We start from the raw sequence: 22,287 nt of genomic DNA, 5'->3' as shown, positions 1-22,287 counted from the left end.
GTTTGGCGGAACCCTTGGATAGGCCCCTGTTATTGTTGACCGCCGACTCAGTCACACAGGGTGAATCGACTCGCCGGTTTAATCATTTAAGCGAGTGTAACAATCAGACGTGTTTGCGCGCAACATGCGCAATGAAGTTTCTCTTGATGACTTCGGGTGTCGTTTGTGCCTCGGTGAGTGTCGCGATTAGCTCTCCGGCGATCGTCAGATTGTCGCGGTCACCGGTTTGCGTCGCGCTTACATGGGTTACCACCGACCAATCGCCGCGGCGAAATTCCTGATCCCAAGTGATCGTGCAAGAGGCGCAAAACGGGTCGTCTGGATGGATCGACCAGACCTCTTGCAGCGCGGAATGGGTCTCGAGCCCATGCGCCGGATTGACCATTCGGCCCATATCCGCAGTGACAATCATCTGTTCCGCACCGCTGATCATATCAATGCGCCGCTCGCGCCGGTCAAAGGGCGCGGTGATTGTGGTAAGGCTGGGATCGGGCAGGGGCGGCGCGTCGTCGAAATGGTAAAGCGGCGCCTCATCCGAATGCACCGGCAGCCGCAATTCACCACCACTCAGCCGCAATGAGACCGATTCGGGCGAGGGCCAGATGAACGGCCAATAGCTGTTCGACAGCGCCAACCGCAGCCGATGCCCGGGCGCCAAACGATAGGCCATCTGGTCCAATGTGAGGGTGACATCATAGGTTTCACCCGGCGTCAGCGGCTCGGGCGGGTCCATCCGGTGGTGCAAATTCAACACACCATGCGCGATTCGCACCGAGCTTCCATCCGGCGCCACGTCGCAAATCCGTGCAACAACAAGACCATGCGTGGCATCCGGCGTCAGTTGCAGGTCCAGTTCCGCGGCCCCCATCAGCGCCAAGCCGTCAGGGCAATCCATCTCGAAACAGACAGAACGCGCGTCATCCGCGCTTTGATCCCCCGCCATCTCGCCCGCCAGCCCCATCGGGTAGAACTCGGCGGAATTGGCGCCCAAAGTCTGCGGCGTGGCGATCACCCGCTCGACACCCCAAGCGCCGCCCAATCGGCCATCCGCGCCCAGTCGCAGCGCGGTCTCACTGACGCGCGGCGAGGGATAGCTCTCCGCCAGCCACCGACCCTTGCGACTTGCCGCGCAGGCATTCGGCGGCTCGCTATCAAGCATATAAACGCGGTAATCGGGCAGATCCTCGGCGCCATTCTTGATGCCTTTGAGCCAACGATCCCACCAGTTTTTCATCTCATTCAGAAAGTCGATCCGCGGCGCGGGCACTGCCATATGCGGGTATTGATGCACCCACGGCCCGACAATCGCCTTGGCCATTCTGGCGTTTTTCACCAGCGCGGCGGGGGCGTTCATATAGTTGTCGTTCCAACCGCCGATACTCAGCACCGCAGCATTGATCGCCACGTAATCCTCGCAGACCGAGCCATGTTTCCAATAGTCATCGCGGCTTTGGTGTCCGGTCCAGATCTCGGCCAAAAACGGCATGGTTTCAATGCGTTGCCGGAGATCCTCGCGCCAGTCCTCGCGCAGCAAAGGGTCGGTAGGGCGGGCGTTATAGCTCATCATCAGCGTCGCCCAGCCGAAATTTTCACCGAGCAGACAGCCACCCTTATAGTGGATATCGTCGTTAAACCTATCGACCGTGCCGCAGACTTTGATCACCGCTTTCAGCGCCGGTGGATTGCGCGCGGCGGTCTGCAAGCAGTTGAATGCGCCCCAGCTTTTACCCATCATGCCGACCGCGCCATCGCACCAGTCTTGCGCCGCGATCCATGCAATCACATCGCAGGCGTCGCGCAACTCCTGCTCGGAATATTCATCCTCAAAAACGCCCTCGCTGTCGCCTGCACCGCGAATATCAACCCGCAGACAGGCATAGCCCTGCGCCGCCATCCACGGATGGATTGCCTCGTCGCGGGGCAGCGTGTTGTCGCGCTTGCGGTAGGGAATATATTCCAAAATGGCGGGCACCGGCGCGCCGGATGAAGGCCGCCAGAGCCGCGCCGAAAGCCGCGTGCCATCGGGCAGCGGGATGACAAGCGCGTCGTTTTCGGTAATTTCCATGATCCTCGCCTGCGGTTTTTCATCACCTCAGTGCAGTTGAGCCATGAAATCAATAAGAAATTCCCTGCCAGCCCGCAGCGCAGTGGCCCTATCCGGCGCGAGTTAACCGAATATTGTCTCTTTGCGCGCATATTTATGCCCGCTTCTCAAAGCAGGTGTGACGCCAATCAGGCGAGGGTAAGGGGTAGGATTGTGTTAAAATGCGCGGGATTGCGGCGCCTGCTGCTGGGCGAGGAGGGCGCGGTGACTGTCGATTGGGTGGTGCTGACCGCCGCGTCGATTGGTCTGGCGCTGGTGATGATGGCGGCGATGACCAGCAGCGTGTCCAGCGTCGGCACCTCGGTCGAGGGGGCGCTCACCGAGGTTGATGTCGTCGAGATCGAAGGGGTCGGCTACGCGCCTTAGGGCTTAACCCGCCAATGCAGGTCAAATCCGGGATCAAACAGGGTCACCGGACCGGCGCCTGTGTCGATCTTCTCGGCAAACCGCACCGGCGTCTCGCTGCGCTCAAGGGTCAGCGTCCCGCTGTTGCGCGGCAACCCGTAGAAATCGGCGCCGAAATGGCCGGTGAAGGCATCCAGCCGGTCAAGTTTCCCCGCCGCGTCAAAGACTTGCGCCAGTAGCGGCATCGTATGCGTGGCGGTGAAACACCCCGCGCACCCGCAGGCGTTTTCCTTGGCATCATCCGCATGCGGGGCACTATCGGTGCCCAGAAAGAACCGCTTATCGCCCGAGGTCGCCGCCTCCAAGAGCGCCAACCGGTGGCTCTCGCGCTTGGCGACCGGCAGGCAGTAGTAATGCGGTTTGATACCGCCGACGAGGATATGGTTGCGGTTGATGATCAGGTGATGGGTGGTGATCGTCGCCGCCAGACCGCTCTCGGCGCTGCGCACGTAATCGACCGCATCCTTGGTCGTCACATGCTCCATGATCACCTTCAGCCCAGGCGTGGCACGGCGAATCGGATCGAGAACACGGTCGATAAACACCGCCTCGCGGTCGAAAATATCGACCTCCGCATCGGTAACCTCACCGTGCACACAGAGCGGCACACCGGCCTCGGCCATCGCCTCGAGTACCGGCCGCGCCTTGTCAAAGTCGCGCACCCCCGAATCGGAATTGGTCGTCGCCCCCGCCGGATAGAGCTTCACCGCATGGATGAGCCCCGCGCGATGCGCCGCCAGCAGATCCGCAGCCTCGGTGGCCTCGGTCAGATAGAGCGTCATTAAGGGCGTGAAATCCGTGCCGGGCAGGGCGGCCATGATGCGCTCACGGTAGGCCTGTGCCTGCGCGCCAGTAACCACCGGCGGCACCAGATTGGGCATGATGATCGCGCGCGCGAAATCGCGGGCGGATTCACCGACAATGCCTTGCAGCATCGCGCCATCACGCAGGTGAAGGTGAAAATCATCGGGGCGGGTCAGGGTCAGGGTGCGGCTCATGCCCCTGCCATAACCTGCAATTCCGCAAAGGAAAAGAGGTCAGCTGAGCGGCGTTTCATCGCCCGCCGGCTGACGGGCCTGGGATTTCTCCAGCGCCGCCTCGGCTTTGGCCAAAGCACCGCGCAGTTGCGGATGATCGACCTGCTCCAATGCCGCGCGCAGGGCCTGCACCAAGCGTTTGGGCCGCTCTTGCGACTGGATACGCCCGACCAACCGTCCGAGAAATTGCGGATGCTGCCGCCGTGCTCGCCACAGCCGGTAAAAGCGGTCTGCGTTCAATGTGCCTGCACAGGCGGCATCGATCAATTGCCGTAACACATTGATTCGCGCCAGTTCTGCTTGCGGATCACGGCCAATATGACGGGCGCGCAGTTTGACAATCTGCGGCCCGCGAAACATCGCTGCATGCACCGCATCTACCTGCTGGATCGGATCATAGACGATGAACACCTTGTCACAGCCATCGGTCATATCCGGCGCAAATCCAAAGCGATCGGTGAAATTGAGCCGCCGCGCGCGCAGGAACCGGCGGTCCCATTCGGCCTTGTCGGTGTCCAGCGTCGCCTGTGGGGCCAGCGCCAGAACCGTGCAGCCGGGCGCCGCCACCGAAAACGCCGCCGCGCCGTAACCGCCCATGCCCGCGCCGTAAAACACCACCCGGTCGAAATCTTCAAAAAACGCATCGTCAATCAGCCGGTCGAAAAAGCCGAAAACATGGTTATCGCGGTACCATGTCGGCTCATGCGCGACGATGCTGAGCGAGGACCAACCGCGCGGCGCGGCAATCTGATAGCCCAAGGGCATCTGCGCACCGCCTGCGCCACGCACACCGGGCAGGGTTTCAAAACTGACCAACAACACCGTGCCCAGATCCGAGAAAAACGCCGAATGCTTCTTGCCTAAAGGCTCGAAATAACCGGCTTCCTCGCCGATTTCATCCATGATCGCCAACCAATCGGCATCGGTTTCGGCCTCGCCAGCGTCGAACATCTCGATTGTGTCGTCGGTCATGAGCCCTCTGCGCCGCTTTGGCTGTAATGCTACGGATCGGATGGATGAATTGAATTTATACCGATTCACTGTGTCGGGAAACAGGGAACAGCATGGCAAACCTATGAAACCGAGCGCGAATTTGGAAACGATGCTGTTGGATTGTTCTCATTTCGTCAACAATCACGCATTCACACTTGTCCGATGCAGCGCCCGCTCGTAGCGTCCTTGCAACCCTACATGCCAGAATGCGGAGCACCCGATGAATTTTGATGATGTCCCCGGTTGGTTTATGCCCATCGACCAAGCGGCTTTTACCTGGATTCTCGGGTTTCAAAACCGCAGCGAGCCCGAGGGCGGACTGGTCGAACTCGGTGTTTTCAAAGGCAAAAGCGCCATCGTGATGGGCAATTTTCTGCGCGCGGGCGAGGTGTTTACCGCTTGCGACCTGTTTGACGATATCACCACCTCCGAGGCCGCCGATGAGGGTGAAAAGCGGTTTTTCAAAACCCAATCGCTGACCCAGGCCGAATTCGAGCGTAACTATCTGGCGTTCCACAAAGAATTGCCGCGTATTGTCCGCGCGCCGACCGGTGAGGTCACCCGCCATGTCGCCCCCGAAACCGCGCGTTTTGTGCATATCGACGCCGGTCACACCTATGATCTGGTGCGCGAGGACACCGCCTCGGCCCGTGTCATGCTGCGCGAAAACGGCGTCGTGGTGTTCGACGATTACCGCAAGGCCAACACCATGGGCACCGGCGCCGCGGTCTGGGAGGCGGTGTTGAACGAGGGGCTCAAGCCGATCGTCAACACCGACTTCAAGCTCTATGCGACCTGGGGCGACCCCGCGCCGCTGCAAGAGGAGATCCGCCGCTGCGCTGCCAAATCCGGTTGGTGCGGGGCTGTGGGGCCGGTGATGATCCGCGACATGCCGATGTTGCATCTACGCCGAAATTAACGCCGAAATACAGCCGCTTAGGTAAACCGCACCTTGCCGATAAACGGCAGGTTGCGGTTGCGCTGCGCAAAATCGATGCCGTAGCCGACGACAAACTCATCAGGGATTTCAAAGCCGGTCCATGTCGCGCGGATATCCACCTCGCGGCGGGTCGGTTTGTCCAGCATCGCGCAGACCTCCAGCCGTTTCGGCGCGCGGCTGAGCAGCAGGTTCTTGACGTGGTGCAGGGTGAAACCGGTGTCGACAATATCCTCGACCACCAGCACATCACGCCCGGCAATCTCGCCGCGTAAGTCTTTGAGAATGCGCACTTCGCGGCTCGATTCCATCGTGTCCCCGTAAGAGGACGCCTCCATGAAATCGACCTCTATCGGCAGATCAATCTCGCGCACCAGATCGGCGATAAAGACGAAGGAGCCGCGCATCAGCCCGACCACGATCAGCTTTTCGGTATCGGCAAATGCGGTGGCGATTTCTTCGGCCAGCGATTCGACCCGCGCCGCGATTTGCTTGGCAGAAATCATCTGGTCGATCACATAGGGCTGTTGCGTCATAATGTCCGGCTCTTTGGGGTGTTACGGAGCATTTCTGATCCGTAGATGGGGTTGTCTTTACGCGCTTACTCTAGGAAAAGACGCAGCGAGTTGCCAGAGGTGCTGGATGCCCAGACACAGTGAAAACCGCGTTTTGCCCTATTCGCCGCAGCAGATTTACGATCTGGTGGCGGATGTCGCACGCTATCCCGAATTTCTTCCGTGGACCGCCGCCGCGCGGATCCGCTCGCGCCGTGCCGTGCCCGATCGCGGCGCGGGGGCCGAGGTGATGAAGGCTGATCTGGTGATCTCGTTCAAAGTGTTCCGCGAGAAATTCGGCTCCCGCGTGGTGCTGCTGCCCGAGGCGCAGCGGATCGAGACCGACTATCTGGACGGGCCGTTCAAATACCTGCATTCCCATTGGCAGATGGCGCCGGATGCGGGCGGCTGTCGGGTCGAATTCGAGGTTGATTTCGAGTTCCGCAACGCGGTCTTGCAAAAGATCATCGGCGTGGTTTTCGATGAGGCCATGCGCCGCGTGGTCAGCGCCTTCGAGAAACGCGCCAAGCAGCTTTATGGCTGATATTGCAACGGGTTGCGGGGGTTAGTTAATCCCTGAAAGCAGCAGCGAAAGCGCGTGCTCCATGGCGCGTTGACGCACCTTGTCACGCCCCAGCGCGCCGAATTCCACGGTTTCCACGCGGGGTGTCTGGCCCTGGCGCGCAAGCCCGAAACACACGCGGCCCTCAGGCTTGAACTCCGAGCCGCCGGGCCCGGCAATGCCGGTGATCGACACTGCTAGCTGGGCCTCTGACTGTCGCAACGCCCCCTCGGCCATCTGCCGCGCGACCTCTTCGCTGACCGCGCCGAACTCGGTTAACGCGGCGGGTGTGACGCCAAGCATCTGCATCTTCGAGGCGTTGGAATAGGTCACAAAGCCGCGCTCGAATACATCCGACGATCCGGCAATCTCTGTCAGCGCCGCCGCCACCATCCCGCCGGTGCAGCTTTCGGCGGTGGCGATTTTCACGCCTGCCACCCGCGCCTTATCCAAGACCTGCGCGGGCAGGGCGCTCACATCAGCACCCCATGCGCGACGCCAGCGACAAGGATCACCGCGATACCGGCGAAAGCACCGGCCCAGAGGTCATCCAGCATCACCCCCGCCGGATCGCCGCGCCGGTCCGCGCGTCCGACCAGCCAGGGTTTCCAGATGTCGAACACCCGAAAGAAGATGAACGCCGCGATCCAGCCGGGGTAGGCGGCAATGGCCCAATCCTCTAACCCCATGCGCCAAAAGGCGAAAGCGGGGAACAAGAGCGCCAGCCATTGACCGGCGATCTCGTCGATAACGATCTCGGAGGGGTCGGCCCCGGGCCGGTCGCGCAGCTCATCGGCGCAAACCCAAAAGCCGACGATGGTCGCTAAAATCGTAGCCACCACCAAGGCCCAGAAGCCCAGATAATAGTCGATGGCCAGCCCCGCAGCCAAGGCGCCAGCCGAGCCCCAAGTGCCGGGCGCCGGACGCAGCAATCCAAGGCCGAAACCTGTGGCAATCAGTCGGGTTAAAGTCATGGTTTCACCAATGTCGCGCTGGTAATGGCTGCAATTCCCTCTTCACGGCCGGTGAATCCCAGCCGTTCCGAGGTCGAAGCTTTGACCGAAATCCGCTCAATCTCCAGCCCCATAATCTCGCCAAGCGCCGCGCGCATCGCATCGGCATGGGGGGTGATCTTGGGCCGCTCGCAGATCAGCGTGACATCGATATTGGCAATCCGGTAGCCCATTTCCGCAGCCAATTCCACCGCGTGTCGCAGGAAAATATGGCTGGCGGCACCCTTCCACTGCGGGTCGGACGGCGGGAAATGTCGTCCGATATCGCCCTGCGCCAGCGCGCCATAAATCGCATCGGTCAGCGCATGCATGCCGACATCCGCATCCGAATGCCCCAAAAGCCCGCGCTCATGGGCGATTTTGTGACCGCAAAGCCACAGATGATCGCCTTCGGTAAACGCATGGACGTCAAATCCATTGCCGAGTCTTATGTCCATCTTTGAACCTTCAAGTGCTTGGCCGCTAAATGTCTGGCCTTTAATTGTCTGACGTTCCGAAAGTATCCGCTCTGCACGTGTAAAATCAATGGGATAGGTGAGTTTCAGATTCTCGTCACTGCCCTGAGTTATCCACACCTCCTCACCGGCAGCGCGGATCACCTCCACATCATCGGCGGCATCATGCTTCAAGGCACGGTGCGCGCTAAGGATCGCAGCAAAGCGAAACCCCTGCGGGGTTTGCGCCCGAAACAGCCCATCACGAGCCTGCGTGCCCATCACCACACCGTCGCCACCGCGCCAGAGCGCATCGGTGACTGGTAAGGCAGGGGCGGCGGCGCTCTGCGTATCGAGTGCTTCCATCACCTCGGCGATCACCGCACGCGGGACCAAGGGGCGCGCCGCGTCATGGATCAACACCCGCGCGGGCGGGTCTTGTGCCAGATGTTCCAGCGCCGCGCGCACGCTGTCACTGCGCGTCGCACCGCCATGGACAAGGCTGACCGGCAAACCCGCCGCCAATCCTGCATCCTCGGGGTGGATCACCAGACAAATACGCGCGAAGCCCGCGTCTTGAAACGCCGCCACTGTATGTGCGATCACCGGCTTACCGGCGAGCTGTCGCCACTGTTTGGGCATGCCGCCGCCCATGCGCGACCCGCGTCCAGCGGCGACGATGACAACAGCGGTGTTTTCGGCGTTCCTCATGCCCTCGGGAGTAGGCGAAGCGGGGCAGCGCCGCAAGACCAAGGGGCAGGGCGCTTTTGTGCGGAATGCCCAATTTACGCGCGGCCTCGGCGCGTTTCTGCCCAAACATTGGGCGAAAGGTGAAAAATCGGGCAAAATGCCTATCCATGGCTTTGCACCCTGTCAAAACGCAGGATAAGACGGGCGCCATGACGCGCAAAATCTTTCCCATTCCGCTTGCGACGCCGGTGGCTTTGGCCCCGATGTCGGGCATCACTGATTTGCCCTTCCGGCAGGTGGTGGGGCGGTTTGGCGCAGGGCTTTTGGTCAGCGAGATGATCGCCTCGGGCGAGATCGTGACCGCGCGTCCGACCCGCAGAACCGCCAGTCAGGCCCGCGCCGAGATCGGGGATTTCGCCGCAACCTCGGTGCAGATCGCCGGTCGCGACCCCGATTTGATGGCGCAGGCTGCACGGATCGCGCAGGACCAAGGCGCGCCGATGGTCGATATCAATATGGGCTGTCCGGCGAAAAAAGTCGTCGGCGGCGCCTCGGGCTCGGCCCTGATGCGCGATCCCGATCTGGCGCTGCGATTGGTCGATGCGGTGGTCGCGGCGGTCGATGTGCCGGTGACACTAAAGATGCGTTTGGGCTGGGACGCGGAGCTGTTGAACGCGCCACTGATTGCCCGACGCGCCGAATCCGCCGGCATCAAGATGTTCACCATTCACGGCCGCACACGCGCGCAATTCTACCAGGGCGCGGCGGATTGGCGGGCGATCAAACCGGTGGTCGAGGCGGTCTCGGTGCCGGTGATCGCGAATGGCGATATCACCGATGCGATCAGCGCGCGGCAGGCCTTGGCGCTGTCGGGCGCCGCCGGTGTGATGGTCGGGCGCGGGGCGCAGGGGCGGCCTTGGTTGCTGGCGCAAATCGCGGCAGAGCTCTATGGATCGCAGGCGCCGGAAGTCCCGTCTGGCGCGGCGCTGGCGGATCTGGTGGCCGAACATTACCGAATGATATTAGAGTTTTACGGGCCGGAGTTGGGCCTGCGCGTGGCCCGCAAGCATCTGGGCTGGTATATAGATGCCGCCCATGGCCCCGCCGATTTGCGCGCCATGTTGATGCGCGAGAAATCTGCCGAGCGGGTGCTCGCAATGCTGCCCGCCGCGCTCTCACCGCAACGGAACGCGGCGTGAGCAACGCGGCGCTTTCCCGCCCCGATACCGGATCCAACAAGGGGTCCAATTCTGGCCCGAATGCCAGTGCGAACACCGGCGCAATCTGGTCGGCGCTGCCGCTTCCCGCATTTGTCATTTCCCGCCGCGACAGCGTTGATATCCTGCACAGCTGCAACCCCGCCGCCGAGGATTTCATCGCGACCTCCGCGGCGGTGGTCTGCGGTCTGCCGGTGTTCGATGTCCTGACCCTCGATGCGGCAAATCACAGCGCGGTGGACCGCGCGCGGCGCACGCAATCGCCGGTGATCATCCGCGATGTCGAGATCGCCGCCAGCGGGCAGCCCCCGATCTATTGCAATCTGCAATTGGCAAGTCTGGAAGAGCCCGCGGAAGGCGTTCTGATGCTGATCGCGCCGCACCAGCATGTGGGCCGGATCGGCGGGCAGCGGCGGGTCAATGCGGCGGCGAACTCGGCGATTGGTATGTCGCAAATGTTAGCCCATGAGATTAAAAATCCGCTCGCGGGGATCACCGGCGCGGCGCAGCTTTTATCAATGGGGCTCAGCGGCGAAGACCGCGAACTCACCGATCTGATCGTCGAGGAAACGCGGCGGATCGTGGCGCTACTGACCCAGGTGGAAACCTTTGGCGACCAACGCCCGCCACAGCGGCTGGCAGTCAATCTGCATGATGTGCTCGAACGCGCGCGCCGCTCGGCCAAGGTGGGTTTCGGCGCGCATATGCAGATCCTGACCGACTATGACCCCTCCTTGCCCGAGGTTCTTGCCGATCCCGATCAACTGTTGCAAGTCATTCTAAACCTTTTGAAAAACGCCTCCGAGGCGCAGGGCGAGGGGGGCACCATCCGCTTGCGCAGCTTCTTTGAGCGCGGCCTGCAAGTGCATGGGCGCGACGGGCATGCGCTGGCGCTGCCGCTGCATGTCGAGGTGGCGGATGACGGGCCCGGACTGCCTCAACATATCGCGGAAAACGTCTTTGATCCCTTCATCTCGGGGCGCGAGAATGGCACCGGTCTGGGGCTTGCGCTGGTTTCCAAGATCATCGCCGCCCATGACGGTTGGATCGAGGTTGACTCGCACCCCGGTCACACGGTGTTTCGCCTGTCCCTGCCGATGGCCCCGACCGGCAAATCCCCTAAACGCCCTGATACGCGAAAGGCAGACTGATGGATGGAACGGTCCTGATTGCAGACGACGACCGGACGATCCGGACGGTTTTGACACAGGCTTTGACCCGCGCCGGATGCCGCGTCCACGCCACCGCCAGCCTGACCACGCTGCTGCGCTGGGTCGAAGAGGGCAAGGGCGATCTGGTGATCAGCGATGTGATGATGCCGGATGGGAACGGTCTGGAAACCTTGCCGAAAATCAAGGTGTTACGCCCCGGTCTTCCGGTGATCATCATCTCGGCGCAAAACACGATCATGACCGCTATACAGGCGACCGAGGCGGACGCTTGGGATTATCTGCCCAAGCCTTTTGATCTGCCGGACCTGCTGGCACGGGTAGAAAAAGGGTTAACCAGCGCGCGGCGCGGACGCCGGATCAGCCCCCCGCAGGCGGGCAGCGAGGGTGTCGTGCAGGCCGGACAAGACCTGCCTCTGGTCGGGCGCACGCCCTCGATGCAGGCGCTCTACCGGCTGGTCGCGCAGGTGATGAACACCGCGTTACCGGTTCTGATCATTGGAGAATCCGGCACCGGTAAATCGCTAATCGCAGGCGCCTTGCATGAATTTTCCGACCGCAGCGCACAGCCGTTTCTGGTCGTCTCGGCGCAGGATTTAACCATGGATCCCGCCGGCGGCGGCGACGGGCGCGCGCTGTTGACCCAAGCCCGCGGCGGCTCTCTGGTGATTGACGGGCTGGGCGATCTGGACGGCGATGCGCAGGCGCGGCTGGTGCGTTTGCTCGACGCCGCGCCCGAGGATGGGCCGCGGATCATCGCCATCGCCGACGAGACGCTCACCCGCACCTTCGAGAGCGGCAACTTCCGCCATGATCTCTATTTCCGGATCAGCGGCGTGACCCTTACGGTGCCGCCTTTGCGTGAGCGTCTCGATGATATCCCTCTGTTAACGCAGCATTTTCTGGCTCGCACCACGCGCGAAACCGGCAGCGGTCGACATATGTCCGACGCCGCGCTCGAGGTGATCCGGCGCTACAATTGGCCCGGAAATGTGCGGCAACTCGAGCATATGGTGCAGCGATTGATGATCACCGGCCATGACCCCGAGATCGCCGCGGCCGAGGTCGAAGCGGTGCTCGGCGCGGCCTCGACCGGCGCGGCGCCGACGCATGGCAATGACGGCGGAACATTGGCCGAATCCGTCGCCCGCCATGTGCGCCGGTATTTCGAATTGCACGGCGATGAGCTGCCGCCGTCCGGCGTTTACCAACGCATCATGCGCGAGGTCGAGGCGCCCCTATTGGACATTGCGCTGGAATATAGCGGCGGCAATCAGTTGCGCTGCGCGGAACTGCTGGGAATTAACCGAAATACTTTGCGCAAAAAGACCAATGAGCTGGATATTAGCGTGACACGCCGTCGCAAATTGATGTAGATTGGCAACAGGGCGTGGCGCAATTGTCTCACCCCCTGCGACTTGACCTTATATCAGGCCCGTTACCGCCATGTCCCGACCCGTCGTTTTTGCGATTTTATCTGTTTAACGATGAATGAACGCCCCAGTCCCGAGTTAACGGTTTCCGCGCGGCCCGATCCGTTGTTGCGGCGCAGAAACCCTGCGCAACGGCGGTTTCAGGCGTTGTTGACGCTACTTTTGGTGGTGCTCGCGCCGGTGCTGGTTCTGGCCACGGCCTTGGTGCTTGGCCCGATCGCGGGGATGAGCAACCTGCCGTCGCTGCGCCTCGTTTTGCTGGTCGATCTGGTCTATATTATGGTCGTGGCCGCGCTGGTCATGGCTAGAATTGCGCGGATGGTCGCGGCGCGGCGTTCAAAGTCGGCGGGGTCGAAACTCCATCTGCGGCTCTCGGCATTATTCGCGGTGATCGCGCTTTTGCCGGCTATTACGGTGGCGGTTTTCGCGGTGATCACGATCAATATCGGCCTCGAAGGCTGGTTTTCCGAGCGCGTGCGCAATGTGGTTGGCAGCTCGCTCGCCGCCGCCGAAGCCTATCAGGATGAACAGGTGCGCAGCCTCGTGACCGACGGTCGGATCGTTGCCGAAACGCTGGAGCGGGCGCGTCGCAGCAATGTGTTTCTCTCCGATGGCGAGATCCGGCAAATCCTCGGCCAAGCACAGGCGGGTATCCAGCGCGGGCTGCGCGCGGCCTTTGTCGTCGATGCCGATGGAACCCTGCGTGTGCGCGGAGAACGCTCATACCTCTTTGATTTCGTTGCCCCTTCGCCCGAGGATCTAGAGCTTGCGCTATCCGGTGAGATCGCGCTGGCCAAGGATTGGCCGAATGGCGAGTTCCGCGCGCTGGTGCCTCTGGATGGCTATGGCGACCGGCTGTTGTATATCGCGCGCGCGGTTGACGGTGAGATCCTCAGCCTGCTGGATGATACGCAGCAGACCATCCAGCTATACAACCAGCTTGAGACCGAGCGTGGCAAAGTCCTGTTCAATTTCGGGCTGCTGTATCTTGCCTTTGCGATCATCCTAATCCTCGCCGCGGTCTGGCTGGGCATGTGGTTTGCCGAAGGGCTCTCGCGGCCAGTGGGGCGTCTGGCCGAGGCCGCCGAGCGGGTCGGTCAGGGCGATCTGGATGTGCAGATCGTCGAGGAAACCGGCGATGATGAAATTGCCACGATGGGCCGCGTGTTCAACCAGATGACGCGGCAACTCAAGGGCCAGCGCGAGACGCTTCTGGGCAACACCCGCCAGATCGAAGAGCGCCGACGGCTGTTCGATTCCGTGTTGGGATCGGTGAGCGCCGGTGTGATCGGGCTGGATGAAGATGGGCGGGTGGCTTTCGTTAACCGTGCTGCCGAAATGTTGGTTAAAATCGACTCGCTCGACGCCGCGCAGCAAGATCTGTCCAGCGTTGTGCCCGAGTTCGCGCCGCTCTTGCAACGGTTGCAAAACAGCGACGGCAGGATGATCAGCGGACGGGTGCAGGACGAGGTGCGCATCAGCCGCAATGGACGTCTGGAAACCCTGCTGGTGCGGCTGTCGGAACGACGCACCTCGGCGGGGCTGCTTGAGGGCTATGTGGTCGCTTTTGACGATGTGACCGATCTGGTTTCGGCGCAGCGGATGGCGGCCTGGGGCGATGTGGCGCGGCGGATTGCCCATGAAATCAAGAACCCGCTGACCCCGATCCAGCTGTCTGCGGATCGGATTAAGCGCAAATTCGGTCGCCAATTGCCCGAGGATGAGGCCCAGTCCCTGCAGACCCTCACCGATGTAATTGTCCGCCAAACCAATGACCTACGACGCATTGTTGACGAGTTTTCGCGCTTTGCACGGATGCCTGAACCCGACCGGCGCCCGGTCGATCTGGTGGAAATCCTGCGCGATGCGCTGGTCTTGCAAGAGGCGGGGCAAGAGGCGGTGCAATTCGACGCCGTGCTGCCCGAGGTGCCGCTGACACTCGAGATCGACTCGACAATGATATCGCAGGCGCTGACCAATTTGTTGAAAAACGCCGGCGAAGCCACCGAAGGCCTGATCGAGGCGGGTCGCGCCCCCGTGGGCTATCAACCGCGTGTTTCGGTGGCGATGACACTGGATGATGAGCGCGCTTCGATCACCATTGCCGACAATGGTATCGGCCTGCCGGAAGACCGTGCGCGGCTGTTTGAACCCTATGTGACGACGCGCGAAAAGGGCACTGGTCTGGGCCTGCCCATCGTTAAGAAAATTATTGAGGAACACGGCGGCACGCTGGATTTGCGTGACGCGCCGATTATGGAAGGCTGCGCGCATCACGGTGCGATGGCTGAAATCCGGCTTCCAATCTTGCGCACATCGCGCGGGGGCCGCACGGAGAACGGGCAACAGGCATGAGCGATATTCTAATTGTTGATGACGAGCGTGACATTCGGGAGCTGATCTCGGAAATCCTGCGCGATGAGGGCTATTCGACGCGGCTGGCGCAGAATTCCGACGAAGCGATGGCCGCCGTCGCTGCTGAGCCGCCGATGCTGATGATCCTCGATCTCTGGCTCAAGGACAGCCAGATGGACGGGATCGGCATTCTGATGGCGACCAAACGCGAATACCCCGATGTGCCGGTGGTGATCATTTCGGGCCATGGCAACGTCGAAATCGCCGTCGCCGCGATCAAGAAGGGGGCCTATGATTTCATCGAAAAGCCCTTTAATATCGACCAGTTACTGGTGGTGATCGGGCGCGCGATGGAGGCCTCGCGGCTGCGGCGTGAGAATTCGACGCTGCGCAAACGCGACTCGGGTCCGGCGGAAATGATCGGCCAAAGTCAGGTGATGAAACTGCTGCGCTCGCAATTGGGCAAGGTCACGCGCTCGAACGGGCGGGTGATGCTGGCCGGTCCCTCGGGCAGCGGCAAAGAGGTGGCGGCGCGCTTTATTCATGCGCAATCCAACCGCGCCAGCGCGCCATTTGTCACCGTCTCCTGCGCCGCCATTGAGCCCGAAAAGATGGAACAGGTGCTCTTCGGGCAGGAAAGCGGCGCACGCGGGGTGATCCCCGGGTTGCTGGAAGAGGCCGACGGCGGCATTCTTTACCTCGATGAAGTTGCCGATATGCCCTTGGGAACGCAGTCAAAAATCCTGCGGGTGCTGGTCGATCAAACCTTCACCCGCGTTGACGGTGCCGATAAGGTCAAGGTGGATCTGCGGGTGATCTCCTCGACGACCCGCGATCTGCGGGCGGAAATTAGCGCTGGCACCTTCCGGCAAGAGCTTTATGACCGGCTCAATGTGGTGCCGATCGCGGTGCCGTCACTGGCCGAACGGCGCGATGATATCCCGCTTTTGGCGCGGCATTTCATCGAACTTTTGCATCAAACCCAAGGGCTTACCAAACGCGACCTGTCGCAAGAAGCCGAGGCGCAGCTGCAATCAATGAACTGGCCGGGCAATATCCGGCAGTTGCGCAATGTGATCGAACGGGCGCTGATTCTCGGCGACAGTCAGGGCCCGATTGAGGCGCGCGAATTGATTGCCGATCAGGCGGGCGACTCCGAGGACGGGCGCGTGGTTCTGGCCGGCGGGCTGGCGACGCTGCCGCTGCGTGAGGCACGGGAGTTGTTTGAACGCGAGTATCTGTTAACCCAGATCAACCGCTTTGGCGGCAATATCTCGCGCACCGCGACATTTGTCGGTATGGAACGCTCGGCGCTTCACCGTAAGCTGAAGTCTCTGGGCGTGAATACAGCGGCGCTTTCGGGTGGTCGGGGCAATCGTGACGACAGTTAACGCGCGGCGCCCGGTAGCAATCTCAAGGGCAAATCCATGAAAATCATCATTTGCGGTGCAGGGCAGGTCGGTTGGCAGATTGCGCGGCAATTGTCCGGCGAATCCAACGATGTAGCCATTGTTGATAACAATCCCGTGCTGGTCCGCCGCGCTACTGATGCGCTGGAAGTGCAGGGCGTGGTCGGCTTTGCCTCGCACCCCAATGTGCTGGCCGAAGCGGGCGCGGCCGAGGCGGATATGATCATCGCCGCGACCCATTCGGATGAGGTCAATATGGTCACCTGTCAGGTGGCCCATTCGGTGTTTGACGTTACCCGCAAGATCGCACGACTGCGCGCGCAGGCCTATCTGGACCCCGAATTTCGCGAATTATTCGGCCGTGAGCATATGCCGGTCGATGTGGTGATTAACCCTGAACATGAGGTCGCCCGCGCCGCGCTGCGCCGCTTTGCTGCGCCCTCGACCTTCGATGTGCAGGATTTTCTCGACGGCAGTGTGCGGCTGGCGGGGATATCGCTGGATGCCGATTGTCCGGTGCTCAACACCCCGCTGCGGCAATTGACCGAGCTGTTTTCCAGCCTCAAGGCCATCGTCGTCGGCGTGCGCCGTGGCGGCAAACTCTTCTCGCCTGATCCCGGGGACCAACTGTTCGAGGGCGACCAGATCTATGTCGTCTCGGAAACCTCGGATCTGGGCCGCACCTTGGCGATTTTCGGCAAGCCTTTGGCCAAACAGGAACGCGTGGTGGTGATCGGCGCCGGCAATGTCGGTCTCACCGTGGCGCGGGCGCTGGAAAACCAGCCCGAGCGGGTCCGCGTCAAAGTGATCGAACGCGACCGCACCCGCGCCGAAACCGCCGCCGATCTGTTGGAGCGCACGATTGTGTTGCACGGTGACGGGATGGACAGCGACCTATTGGCCGAGGCTGGTATCGCCCGCGCCGACGCTGTTCTGGCGGTGACCGATGACGACAAAACCAACCTGTTGACGGCCGTGCGCGCCAAGGCTCTGGGCTGCAAAATCTCGATAGCCTTGGTCAATGACCCCTCGCTGGTGCCGCTCCTTGATCACCTTGGCATTGACGCGCATATCAATCCGCGCGCCACCACGGTGTCGTCGATCCTGCGCCATGTGCGCCACGGGCGGGTGCGCTCGATCTACACAATTGGCGACGGTGAGGCCGAGGTGATCGAAGCGCAGGTGCTCTCGACCTCGCCCCTCGCCGGACGCGCGATCAGCAATATCGGCTTTCCTGAGGGCGCTTTGGTCGGCGCGGTGCGCAAGCGCGGCGTGTTCGTCAAACCCACCGGCTCCACCGAATTGGAAGAGGGCGACCATCTGGTGATCTTTGCGCTTAGCAAGGACGTGCCGGAAATCGAACGGCTGCTGCAGGTCGCGGTGGAGTATTTCTGACATGCAGCCCCGTCTGCCCAGAGTGCCCCTCTTGGTCGTATTGATCGGCGCGACAGGGGCGCTGATGCTGGTGCCCTCGATCAAGGCGTTTCTGGACCAACAGGCCTATGTCGGGCGCGTGTTCCTCTATTCCGCCTCGCTCTGCATGCTCTTGGCGGCGTTTCTGGGCATCGCGTTGAACGGGCAAACACGGCTCGGACGCAGCTCGGGATTGTTCCCCCTGTTAACCTTGATCTATCTGGTCATCCCCGCCGCCATGGCGCTGCCGCTGGCCGAGGCGCTGCCACAATTGCGCTTTGTCGATGCTTGGTTCGAGATGATCTCGAGCTTTACCACCACCGGCGCCAGCCTGATCGAATTGCCTCGCCGGATCCCGCCCGCGCTGCATTTATGGCGCGGCATGGCGGGCTGGCTGGGCGGATTGTTCATATTGGCCGCCGCCACCGCGCTGTTGGCGCCGCTGCAATTGGGCGGGTTTGAATTGATCCGCCGCGAGCATGGCACCGCCGAATCCGCCGGCTGGGCCAGCGCGGCACCGGGCGGACGGCTGCGCGCCCATGCGGCGACCATCTTTCCGGTCTATTTTGGGTTAACCGTGGCGCTCTGGGTGCTGTTAACCTTTACCGGCGTGCCCGGATTTGACGCGCTGATGCAGGCGATGGCGGTGCTTTCGACCTCGGGCATCCTGCCGCGCGAATCTCTGGGCGGGGTCGGGCTGGCCGCGGAATTCCTGCTTTTTGCCTTCATGGTCATCGCGCTCAGCCGCAGGTTTCTGCCGGGTCGGGGCGGGCGCCCGCGCCCCGTTTTGCAAGACCCCGAACTGCTGACCGCGGGTTTGATCATCGGCTTGGTGTCGCTGTTCGTGCTGGCCCGCCATTGGGCCGGAGCCTTCGAGGTCCGCGAGGGCGAAAACCTGCCCGCCATGGGCCGCGCGGCATGGGGTGCAGCTTTTACCAGCCTGTCGTTTCTGACCACCACCGGTTTGGTCAGTCAGGACTGGATCGCCAGCCGCGTCTGGTCGGGGCTGACGCCGCCGGGCCTTGTGTTGATGGGGTTAACCCTGTTGGGCGGCGGCGTCGCGACCACCGCGGGCGGGATTAAGTTGCTGCGGGTCTATGCGTTGATGCGGTTGGGCAAGGCCGAATCCGAGCGGATGATCTATCCCTCCATGGTGCCCGGCGCCAATGAATATGACCGGTTTCTGGTCACCGTCGGCGCGCGATCTGCCTGGCTCTTTGCCATGGTTTTCGCGCTGACCGCGATTGTCGTGGTGGCGCTCTTGCTGCTCAGCGGCATGAGCCTTGAGACCAGCCTGATTTTCGCCGTCTCCAGCCTGTCAAACACCGGCCCTCTGGTCAGCGTCGCGGGGCAGGCACCGCTCTATTGGACCTTGGTCAGCGACCCCGCGCGGGCGATTCTGGCACTGTCGATGGTGCTGGGGCGATTGGAAATTCTGGTTTTTCTGGCGCTTTTCCTGGGACGGCAGTAGCCATTTGATAAAATTTCGACTAAGGGAGGCTCTGACATTGAACGAGATGAGGTCATGAGCGCCGCTATCCGCCTGAAATGCTGGTATTTTGGTCTGGAAACTTAACGGGTGGCGCTTCATACTCAACAGATAACGGGAGGATCTGCGACGGCGCAAAGCCGCGCGGGCCAATAAAAAAAGGTAAAGAAAATGGCCGTGGACAAGCAAAACCTGCAGGACGCATTCCTGAACCATGTGCGCAAGAACAAGGTTCCGGTGACGATTTTTCTGATCAATGGCGTGAAACTCTTGGGCGTGATCACTTGGTTTGACAATTTCTGCGTGCTGCTGCGCCGCGAAGGTCAAAGCCAGCTGGTCTATAAACACGCGATCTCGACGATCATGCCGGGCCAGCCGATCTCATTGTATAATGGCGAAGAGTAACGCGGTTTCGGGTTTGCGCCGGTGACGATCGAGGTGTCTGAACTCGGTGGCAGCGGCGGCACGCGTGAGCAGCGCGCGCTGGTCCTGCATCCCGATATCCGCGGTGCACATCACGCCCGCGACGCCAATACCGCATTGAATGAGGCGCTCTCGCTGGCGATGGCGCTGCCGGGGATCGAGGTCGTCGGATCAATGGTTGTGCGCTTGCCGCGGGCCCTTCCGGCGATGTTGTTCGGTTCGGGAAAAGTGGATGAAATCAAGGGTTTGATCGAGGCGGACGAGGTTGATCTCGTGCTCGTCGACGGCCCTTTGTCACCAGTGCAGCAACGCAATCTCGAGACCGCTTGGGACATCAAAGTGCTGGATCGCACCGGTCTCATCCTAGAGATTTTCGCCGATCGCGCGCGCACCCGTGAGGGCGTGTTGCAGGTCGAACTTGCGGCGTTGAGCTATCAACGCACACGGTTGGTGCGGGCCTGGACCCATCTGGAACGCCAGCGCGGTGGCTTTGGTTTTGTCGGCGGGCCGGGGGAAACCCAGCTTGAGGCGGACCGGCGCGCGATTGACGTGCAGGTGGTGCGGCTGCGCAAACAGTTGGAAAAAGTCGCCCAGACCCGCGAATTGCACCGCGCTGCGCGGCGCCGCATTCCCTATCCGGTGGTCGCACTCGTCGGCTATACCAACGCCGGAAAATCCACACTTTTCAACCGTTTGACCGGCGCCGAGGTGATGGTCAAGGACATGCTCTTTGCCACGCTGGACCCGACCATGCGCGCGGTCACGCTGCCGGGCGGTTTGCAGGTGATCTTGTCGGACACGGTGGGGTTTATCTCCAATCTGCCGACGCAATTGATCGCCGCCTTCCGCGCTACGCTCGAAGAGGTGCTCGAGGCGGATCTGATCCTGCATGTGCGCGACATTGCCCACCCCGAAACCGAGGCACAGGCGCATGATGTCGAGACGATTCTGGCAGATCTCGGGGTCAATCCCGAGGTGCCAAAGCTGGAGGTCTGGAATAAAATCGACCTGCTGCCGGCAGATGATCCGCATCTGAATATTGCCGACCGGCGCGAGACCGTGGTTGCGGCCTCGGCGCTGACCGGACGCGGGTTTGAGGATCTGATCGATGCCGTGGGCACCGCACTCGGCGAGGTGCGCTGGGTCGAAAGCGTCGACTTGGGCCATGAACAGGGCCGCGCGCGGGCTTGGGCCTATGAAGAAGGCATTGTTTTGTCAGAGGAAACGGCTGGCGAAGGTATCACCCTGACGCTCTCGTGGTCGCCACGCCAGAAGCGCCAGTTCGAAACGCTATTGGTGAGTGATAGCTAGCAAGTATCGCGATCAATGCGCTTTGGCCGGTGGCCTGAACCCGCGATTGCAGAACAATTGCACTGACACCAATCGGTAAATTCAAATCGTCACGACACACACAAGGCGCCGCACCCCCTGCGGCGCCTATTCTCTGCCATCAGTCCTCGTCGTCGTCATCGGTCAGCAGCGTGATCTCGCCGCTATCGGCCAGATCGCGTAGCGCGGCGACGACATTGGCCATTGCCGATTCCGCCTCTTTCATCTTGACCCTACCGCGGGCTTCCACCTCGTCGCGCAGGGTTGCGGCCATGCGTTGCGACATATTGGCCAGCAGGAATTCCGCCGTGCGCCCCTCGTCGGTATCGGGCAGGGGCAGGGCGGCGGCGAGCGCGGTGATCAATTCGCCTTGCTCGACCTCGCGCAGCACTTTCGGCACGTCGCGGGTGCCGAGCCGCTCATGGATATGGGCGAAGGTGAAGATATTCTTGCGCACCACATCGGCGAATCCTTCGTCTTTCTCGCTGAGGCCGTCAAGCAGCGCTTGCCGCACCGGCGCTGCCGCCGAGTTCAGGATCGCGCCGACCCGCGCTGCGGGCGAGATGGCAAAGGCGCGCGGCGGGCGTCCGTCTAGTTCCAATGCGATCGAGCTGCCGATCCGGTCAACCATCGCCGGTGCGATCCCCTCGGTCAGCGCCACCGCATAGGCGACGCGGCGCGCGCGTTCACCGGGCATTTTACCCAAGAGTTCCGCCGCCCGCGCCACCGGCAGTTTGGAAACCACCACCGCTGCCACTTCGGCGCTTTCGGGCTCCAGCACATCAAGCAGGGTTTCCGCATCCGCCGCCAGAATCCGGTTCCACGGATCGGCGCCATCGCGGGTGCGCGCGATCTTTTGCAGTTTGAGCGCCGCGCCGGGGCTGAGACGGCCGTCCAAAGCCTTGAGCGCGCCCTCGATCCCGCCCGGAAAGCTGAGGCCAACCTGTTCCAATGTCTCGACAAATTCGGTGACCACCGAAGACATCGTGTCGCGGTCTACCAGCCGCATATCGCCCAATTGCTCGGTCAATGCCGTTTGAATATCCTCGGGCAGATTGTTGAGCTTCAGGTCCGCGCCCTCGCTGAGCAGCAGGCGCACCATGATCGCCGCTTTCTGGCGACCGCTGAGCGATGGAATGCGCCGTCCCGCCGGACTGGTGCCATAGCGTTTGCCATCAGCGGCGCTGACTGCGGCGGCGTGGCCGCCAAGTGATGTTGATGCCGTGAGGGCGGTTTTTGATGCGGTATTCTGTGCCATGCGTCCCATCCAAGAGTGAACAGGCCCAGCATCGCCGCAGGAGGTTAACTTGCAGATAACAAG

Annotated in this window: 20 protein-coding genes and 2 pseudogenes; 14 read left to right on the top strand and 8 right to left on the bottom strand. The window is 61.7% G+C overall.

The window, feature by feature from the left end; translation table 11 throughout:
- Window positions 1-103: 103 nt before the first annotated feature.
- On the bottom strand, window positions 104-2,065 hold the full coding sequence (locus tag DDE20_RS11330; RefSeq protein WP_116558603.1) for a CocE/NonD family hydrolase: 1,962 nt from the start codon (window positions 2,063-2,065) through the stop codon (window positions 104-106).
- A gap of 243 nt (window positions 2,066-2,308) precedes the next feature.
- Here DDE20_RS11330 and DDE20_RS11325 point away from each other — a divergent pair, with 243 nt between their 5' ends.
- Window positions 2,309-2,470, top strand: coding sequence for a hypothetical protein (locus tag DDE20_RS11325; RefSeq protein ID WP_240608005.1), 162 nt, complete (start codon window positions 2,309-2,311; stop codon window positions 2,468-2,470).
- On the opposite strand, the gene pyrC is transcribed toward DDE20_RS11325, so the two are convergent.
- Entirely contained in the window at window positions 2,467-3,507 is a 1,041-nt protein-coding gene (gene pyrC, locus DDE20_RS11320) for a dihydroorotase (protein ID WP_116558602.1), read from the bottom strand. The genes DDE20_RS11325 and pyrC overlap by 4 nt on opposite strands.
- 39 nt (window positions 3,508-3,546) lie before the next feature.
- Window positions 3,547-4,518: a phosphoadenosine phosphosulfate reductase gene (locus DDE20_RS11315; protein ID WP_116558601.1), complete on the bottom strand. Its 972-nt coding sequence runs from the start codon at window positions 4,516-4,518 to the stop codon at window positions 3,547-3,549.
- 241 nt (window positions 4,519-4,759) lie between these two features.
- Here DDE20_RS11315 and DDE20_RS11310 point away from each other — a divergent pair, with 241 nt between their 5' ends.
- Window positions 4,760-5,458, top strand: coding sequence for a class I SAM-dependent methyltransferase (locus DDE20_RS11310; RefSeq protein ID WP_116558600.1), 699 nt, complete (start codon window positions 4,760-4,762; stop codon window positions 5,456-5,458).
- 17 nt (window positions 5,459-5,475) lie between these two features.
- Here DDE20_RS11310 and hpt read toward each other — a convergent pair whose 3' ends face one another.
- Window positions 5,476-6,012, bottom strand: a complete 537-nt coding sequence (hpt, locus tag DDE20_RS11305) for a hypoxanthine phosphoribosyltransferase (protein ID WP_116558599.1) — start codon at window positions 6,010-6,012, stop codon at window positions 5,476-5,478.
- Between the two features lie 106 nt (window positions 6,013-6,118).
- Here hpt and DDE20_RS11300 point away from each other — a divergent pair, with 106 nt between their 5' ends.
- Window positions 6,119-6,574 carry a type II toxin-antitoxin system RatA family toxin gene (locus DDE20_RS11300; RefSeq protein ID WP_116558598.1) on the top strand — a complete coding sequence of 152 codons (456 nt, stop codon included), beginning with the start codon at window positions 6,119-6,121 and terminating at the stop codon, window positions 6,572-6,574.
- A 21-nt stretch (window positions 6,575-6,595) separates the two neighbouring features.
- Here the strand turns inward: DDE20_RS11300 and DDE20_RS11295 are convergent, their stop codons facing one another.
- The 3 genes from DDE20_RS11295 to DDE20_RS11285 are packed head-to-tail and all read right to left on the bottom strand — an operon-like array spanning window position 6,596 to window position 8,750.
- Complete coding sequence (locus tag DDE20_RS11295; RefSeq protein WP_116558597.1) at window positions 6,596-7,069, bottom strand: CinA family protein; 474 nt, start codon at window positions 7,067-7,069, stop codon at window positions 6,596-6,598.
- Window positions 7,066-7,566: a phosphatidylglycerophosphatase A family protein gene (locus DDE20_RS11290; RefSeq protein ID WP_116558596.1), complete on the bottom strand. Its 501-nt coding sequence runs from the start codon at window positions 7,564-7,566 to the stop codon at window positions 7,066-7,068. Before DDE20_RS11290 ends, DDE20_RS11295 begins: the two co-directional genes overlap by 4 nt.
- On the bottom strand, window positions 7,563-8,750 hold the full coding sequence (locus tag DDE20_RS11285) for a bifunctional 2-C-methyl-D-erythritol 4-phosphate cytidylyltransferase/2-C-methyl-D-erythritol 2,4-cyclodiphosphate synthase (RefSeq protein ID WP_116558595.1): 1,188 nt from the start codon (window positions 8,748-8,750) through the stop codon (window positions 7,563-7,565). Before DDE20_RS11285 ends, DDE20_RS11290 begins: the two co-directional genes overlap by 4 nt.
- Before the next feature lie 188 nt (window positions 8,751-8,938).
- Here DDE20_RS11285 and dusB point away from each other — a divergent pair, with 188 nt between their 5' ends.
- The 11 genes and pseudogenes from dusB (at window position 8,939) to hflX (ending at window position 20,948) form a co-directional block, all read left to right on the top strand.
- On the top strand, window positions 8,939-9,928 hold the full coding sequence (gene dusB, locus DDE20_RS11275) for a tRNA dihydrouridine synthase DusB (RefSeq protein ID WP_116558593.1): 990 nt from the start codon (window positions 8,939-8,941) through the stop codon (window positions 9,926-9,928).
- 83 nt (window positions 9,929-10,011) lie between these two features.
- Window positions 10,012-11,097, top strand: a complete 1,086-nt coding sequence (locus DDE20_RS11270; protein WP_240608020.1) for a two-component system sensor histidine kinase NtrB — start codon at window positions 10,012-10,014, stop codon at window positions 11,095-11,097.
- Window positions 11,097-11,429 (top strand): annotated as a pseudogene (locus DDE20_RS19390) (response regulator); the annotation flags it as partial. The gene DDE20_RS11270 and the pseudogene DDE20_RS19390, both read left to right, overlap by 1 nt.
- Before the next feature lie 162 nt (window positions 11,430-11,591).
- Window positions 11,592-12,200: pseudogene (locus tag DDE20_RS19440) on the top strand (sigma-54-dependent transcriptional regulator); the annotation flags it as partial.
- 132 nt (window positions 12,201-12,332) lie between these two features.
- Window positions 12,333-12,491 (top strand): helix-turn-helix domain-containing protein, encoded by a 159-nt coding sequence (locus DDE20_RS19435; RefSeq protein ID WP_476704018.1) that lies wholly within the window; start codon window positions 12,333-12,335, stop codon window positions 12,489-12,491.
- 111 nt (window positions 12,492-12,602) lie between these two features.
- Entirely contained in the window at window positions 12,603-14,903 is a 2,301-nt protein-coding gene (locus DDE20_RS11260; RefSeq protein WP_116558590.1) for a sensor histidine kinase NtrY-like, read from the top strand.
- Window positions 14,900-16,294, top strand: a complete 1,395-nt coding sequence (ntrX, locus tag DDE20_RS11255) for a nitrogen assimilation response regulator NtrX (RefSeq protein WP_116558589.1) — start codon at window positions 14,900-14,902, stop codon at window positions 16,292-16,294. Before DDE20_RS11260 ends, ntrX begins: the two co-directional genes overlap by 4 nt.
- Before the next feature lie 36 nt (window positions 16,295-16,330).
- On the top strand, window positions 16,331-17,707 hold the full coding sequence (trkA, locus tag DDE20_RS11250) for a Trk system potassium transporter TrkA (protein WP_116558588.1): 1,377 nt from the start codon (window positions 16,331-16,333) through the stop codon (window positions 17,705-17,707).
- Between the two features lies 1 nt (window position 17,708).
- Entirely contained in the window at window positions 17,709-19,196 is a 1,488-nt protein-coding gene (locus tag DDE20_RS11245) for a potassium transporter TrkG (protein WP_116558587.1), read from the top strand.
- A gap of 189 nt (window positions 19,197-19,385) precedes the next feature.
- Window positions 19,386-19,619: an RNA chaperone Hfq gene (gene hfq / locus DDE20_RS11240; RefSeq protein WP_116558586.1), complete on the top strand. Its 234-nt coding sequence runs from the start codon at window positions 19,386-19,388 to the stop codon at window positions 19,617-19,619.
- 21 nt (window positions 19,620-19,640) lie between these two features.
- Window positions 19,641-20,948 (top strand): GTPase HflX, encoded by a 1,308-nt coding sequence (gene hflX, locus DDE20_RS11235; RefSeq protein ID WP_165814499.1) that lies wholly within the window; start codon window positions 19,641-19,643, stop codon window positions 20,946-20,948.
- Between the two features lie 139 nt (window positions 20,949-21,087).
- Here hflX and DDE20_RS11230 read toward each other — a convergent pair whose 3' ends face one another.
- Complete coding sequence (locus tag DDE20_RS11230) at window positions 21,088-22,224, bottom strand: flagellar motor switch protein FliG (protein WP_116558585.1); 1,137 nt, start codon at window positions 22,222-22,224, stop codon at window positions 21,088-21,090.
- Window positions 22,225-22,287: the final 63 nt, after the last annotated feature.

The sequence above is a fragment of the Pararhodobacter oceanensis genome, from assembly GCF_003076755.1.
GTDB lineage: Bacteria > Pseudomonadota > Alphaproteobacteria > Rhodobacterales > Rhodobacteraceae > Pararhodobacter > Pararhodobacter oceanensis.
This window is presented reverse-complemented; position numbering and strand designations above follow the sequence as displayed.

What these genes read in the sequence shown, in the direction of transcription:
- DDE20_RS11330 (WP_116558603.1), bottom strand. Translation starts at nt 2,065, where the DNA reads ATGGAAATTACCGAAAACGACGCGCTTGTCATCCCGCTGCCCGATGGC.
- pyrC (WP_116558602.1), bottom strand. Translation starts at nt 3,507, where the DNA reads ATGAGCCGCACCCTGACCCTGACCCGCCCCGATGATTTTCACCTTCAC.
- DDE20_RS11315 (WP_116558601.1), bottom strand. Translation starts at nt 4,518, where the DNA reads ATGACCGACGACACAATCGAGATGTTCGACGCTGGCGAGGCCGAAACC.
- DDE20_RS11310 (WP_116558600.1), top strand. Translation starts at nt 4,760, where the DNA reads ATGAATTTTGATGATGTCCCCGGTTGGTTTATGCCCATCGACCAAGCG.
- hpt (WP_116558599.1), bottom strand. Translation starts at nt 6,012, where the DNA reads ATGACGCAACAGCCCTATGTGATCGACCAGATGATTTCTGCCAAGCAA.
- DDE20_RS11300 (WP_116558598.1), top strand. Translation starts at nt 6,119, where the DNA reads ATGCCCAGACACAGTGAAAACCGCGTTTTGCCCTATTCGCCGCAGCAG.
- DDE20_RS11290 (WP_116558596.1), bottom strand. Translation starts at nt 7,566, where the DNA reads ATGACTTTAACCCGACTGATTGCCACAGGTTTCGGCCTTGGATTGCTG.
- DDE20_RS11285 (WP_116558595.1), bottom strand. Translation starts at nt 8,750, where the DNA reads ATGAGGAACGCCGAAAACACCGCTGTTGTCATCGTCGCCGCTGGACGC.
- dusB (WP_116558593.1), top strand. Translation starts at nt 8,939, where the DNA reads ATGACGCGCAAAATCTTTCCCATTCCGCTTGCGACGCCGGTGGCTTTG.
- DDE20_RS19435 (WP_476704018.1), top strand. Translation starts at nt 12,333, where the DNA reads ATGCGCGAGGTCGAGGCGCCCCTATTGGACATTGCGCTGGAATATAGC.
- DDE20_RS11260 (WP_116558590.1), top strand. Translation starts at nt 12,603, where the DNA reads ATGAATGAACGCCCCAGTCCCGAGTTAACGGTTTCCGCGCGGCCCGAT.
- ntrX (WP_116558589.1), top strand. Translation starts at nt 14,900, where the DNA reads ATGAGCGATATTCTAATTGTTGATGACGAGCGTGACATTCGGGAGCTG.
- trkA (WP_116558588.1), top strand. Translation starts at nt 16,331, where the DNA reads ATGAAAATCATCATTTGCGGTGCAGGGCAGGTCGGTTGGCAGATTGCG.
- DDE20_RS11245 (WP_116558587.1), top strand. Translation starts at nt 17,709, where the DNA reads ATGCAGCCCCGTCTGCCCAGAGTGCCCCTCTTGGTCGTATTGATCGGC.
- hfq (WP_116558586.1), top strand. Translation starts at nt 19,386, where the DNA reads ATGGCCGTGGACAAGCAAAACCTGCAGGACGCATTCCTGAACCATGTG.
- DDE20_RS11230 (WP_116558585.1), bottom strand. Translation starts at nt 22,224, where the DNA reads ATGGCACAGAATACCGCATCAAAAACCGCCCTCACGGCATCAACATCA.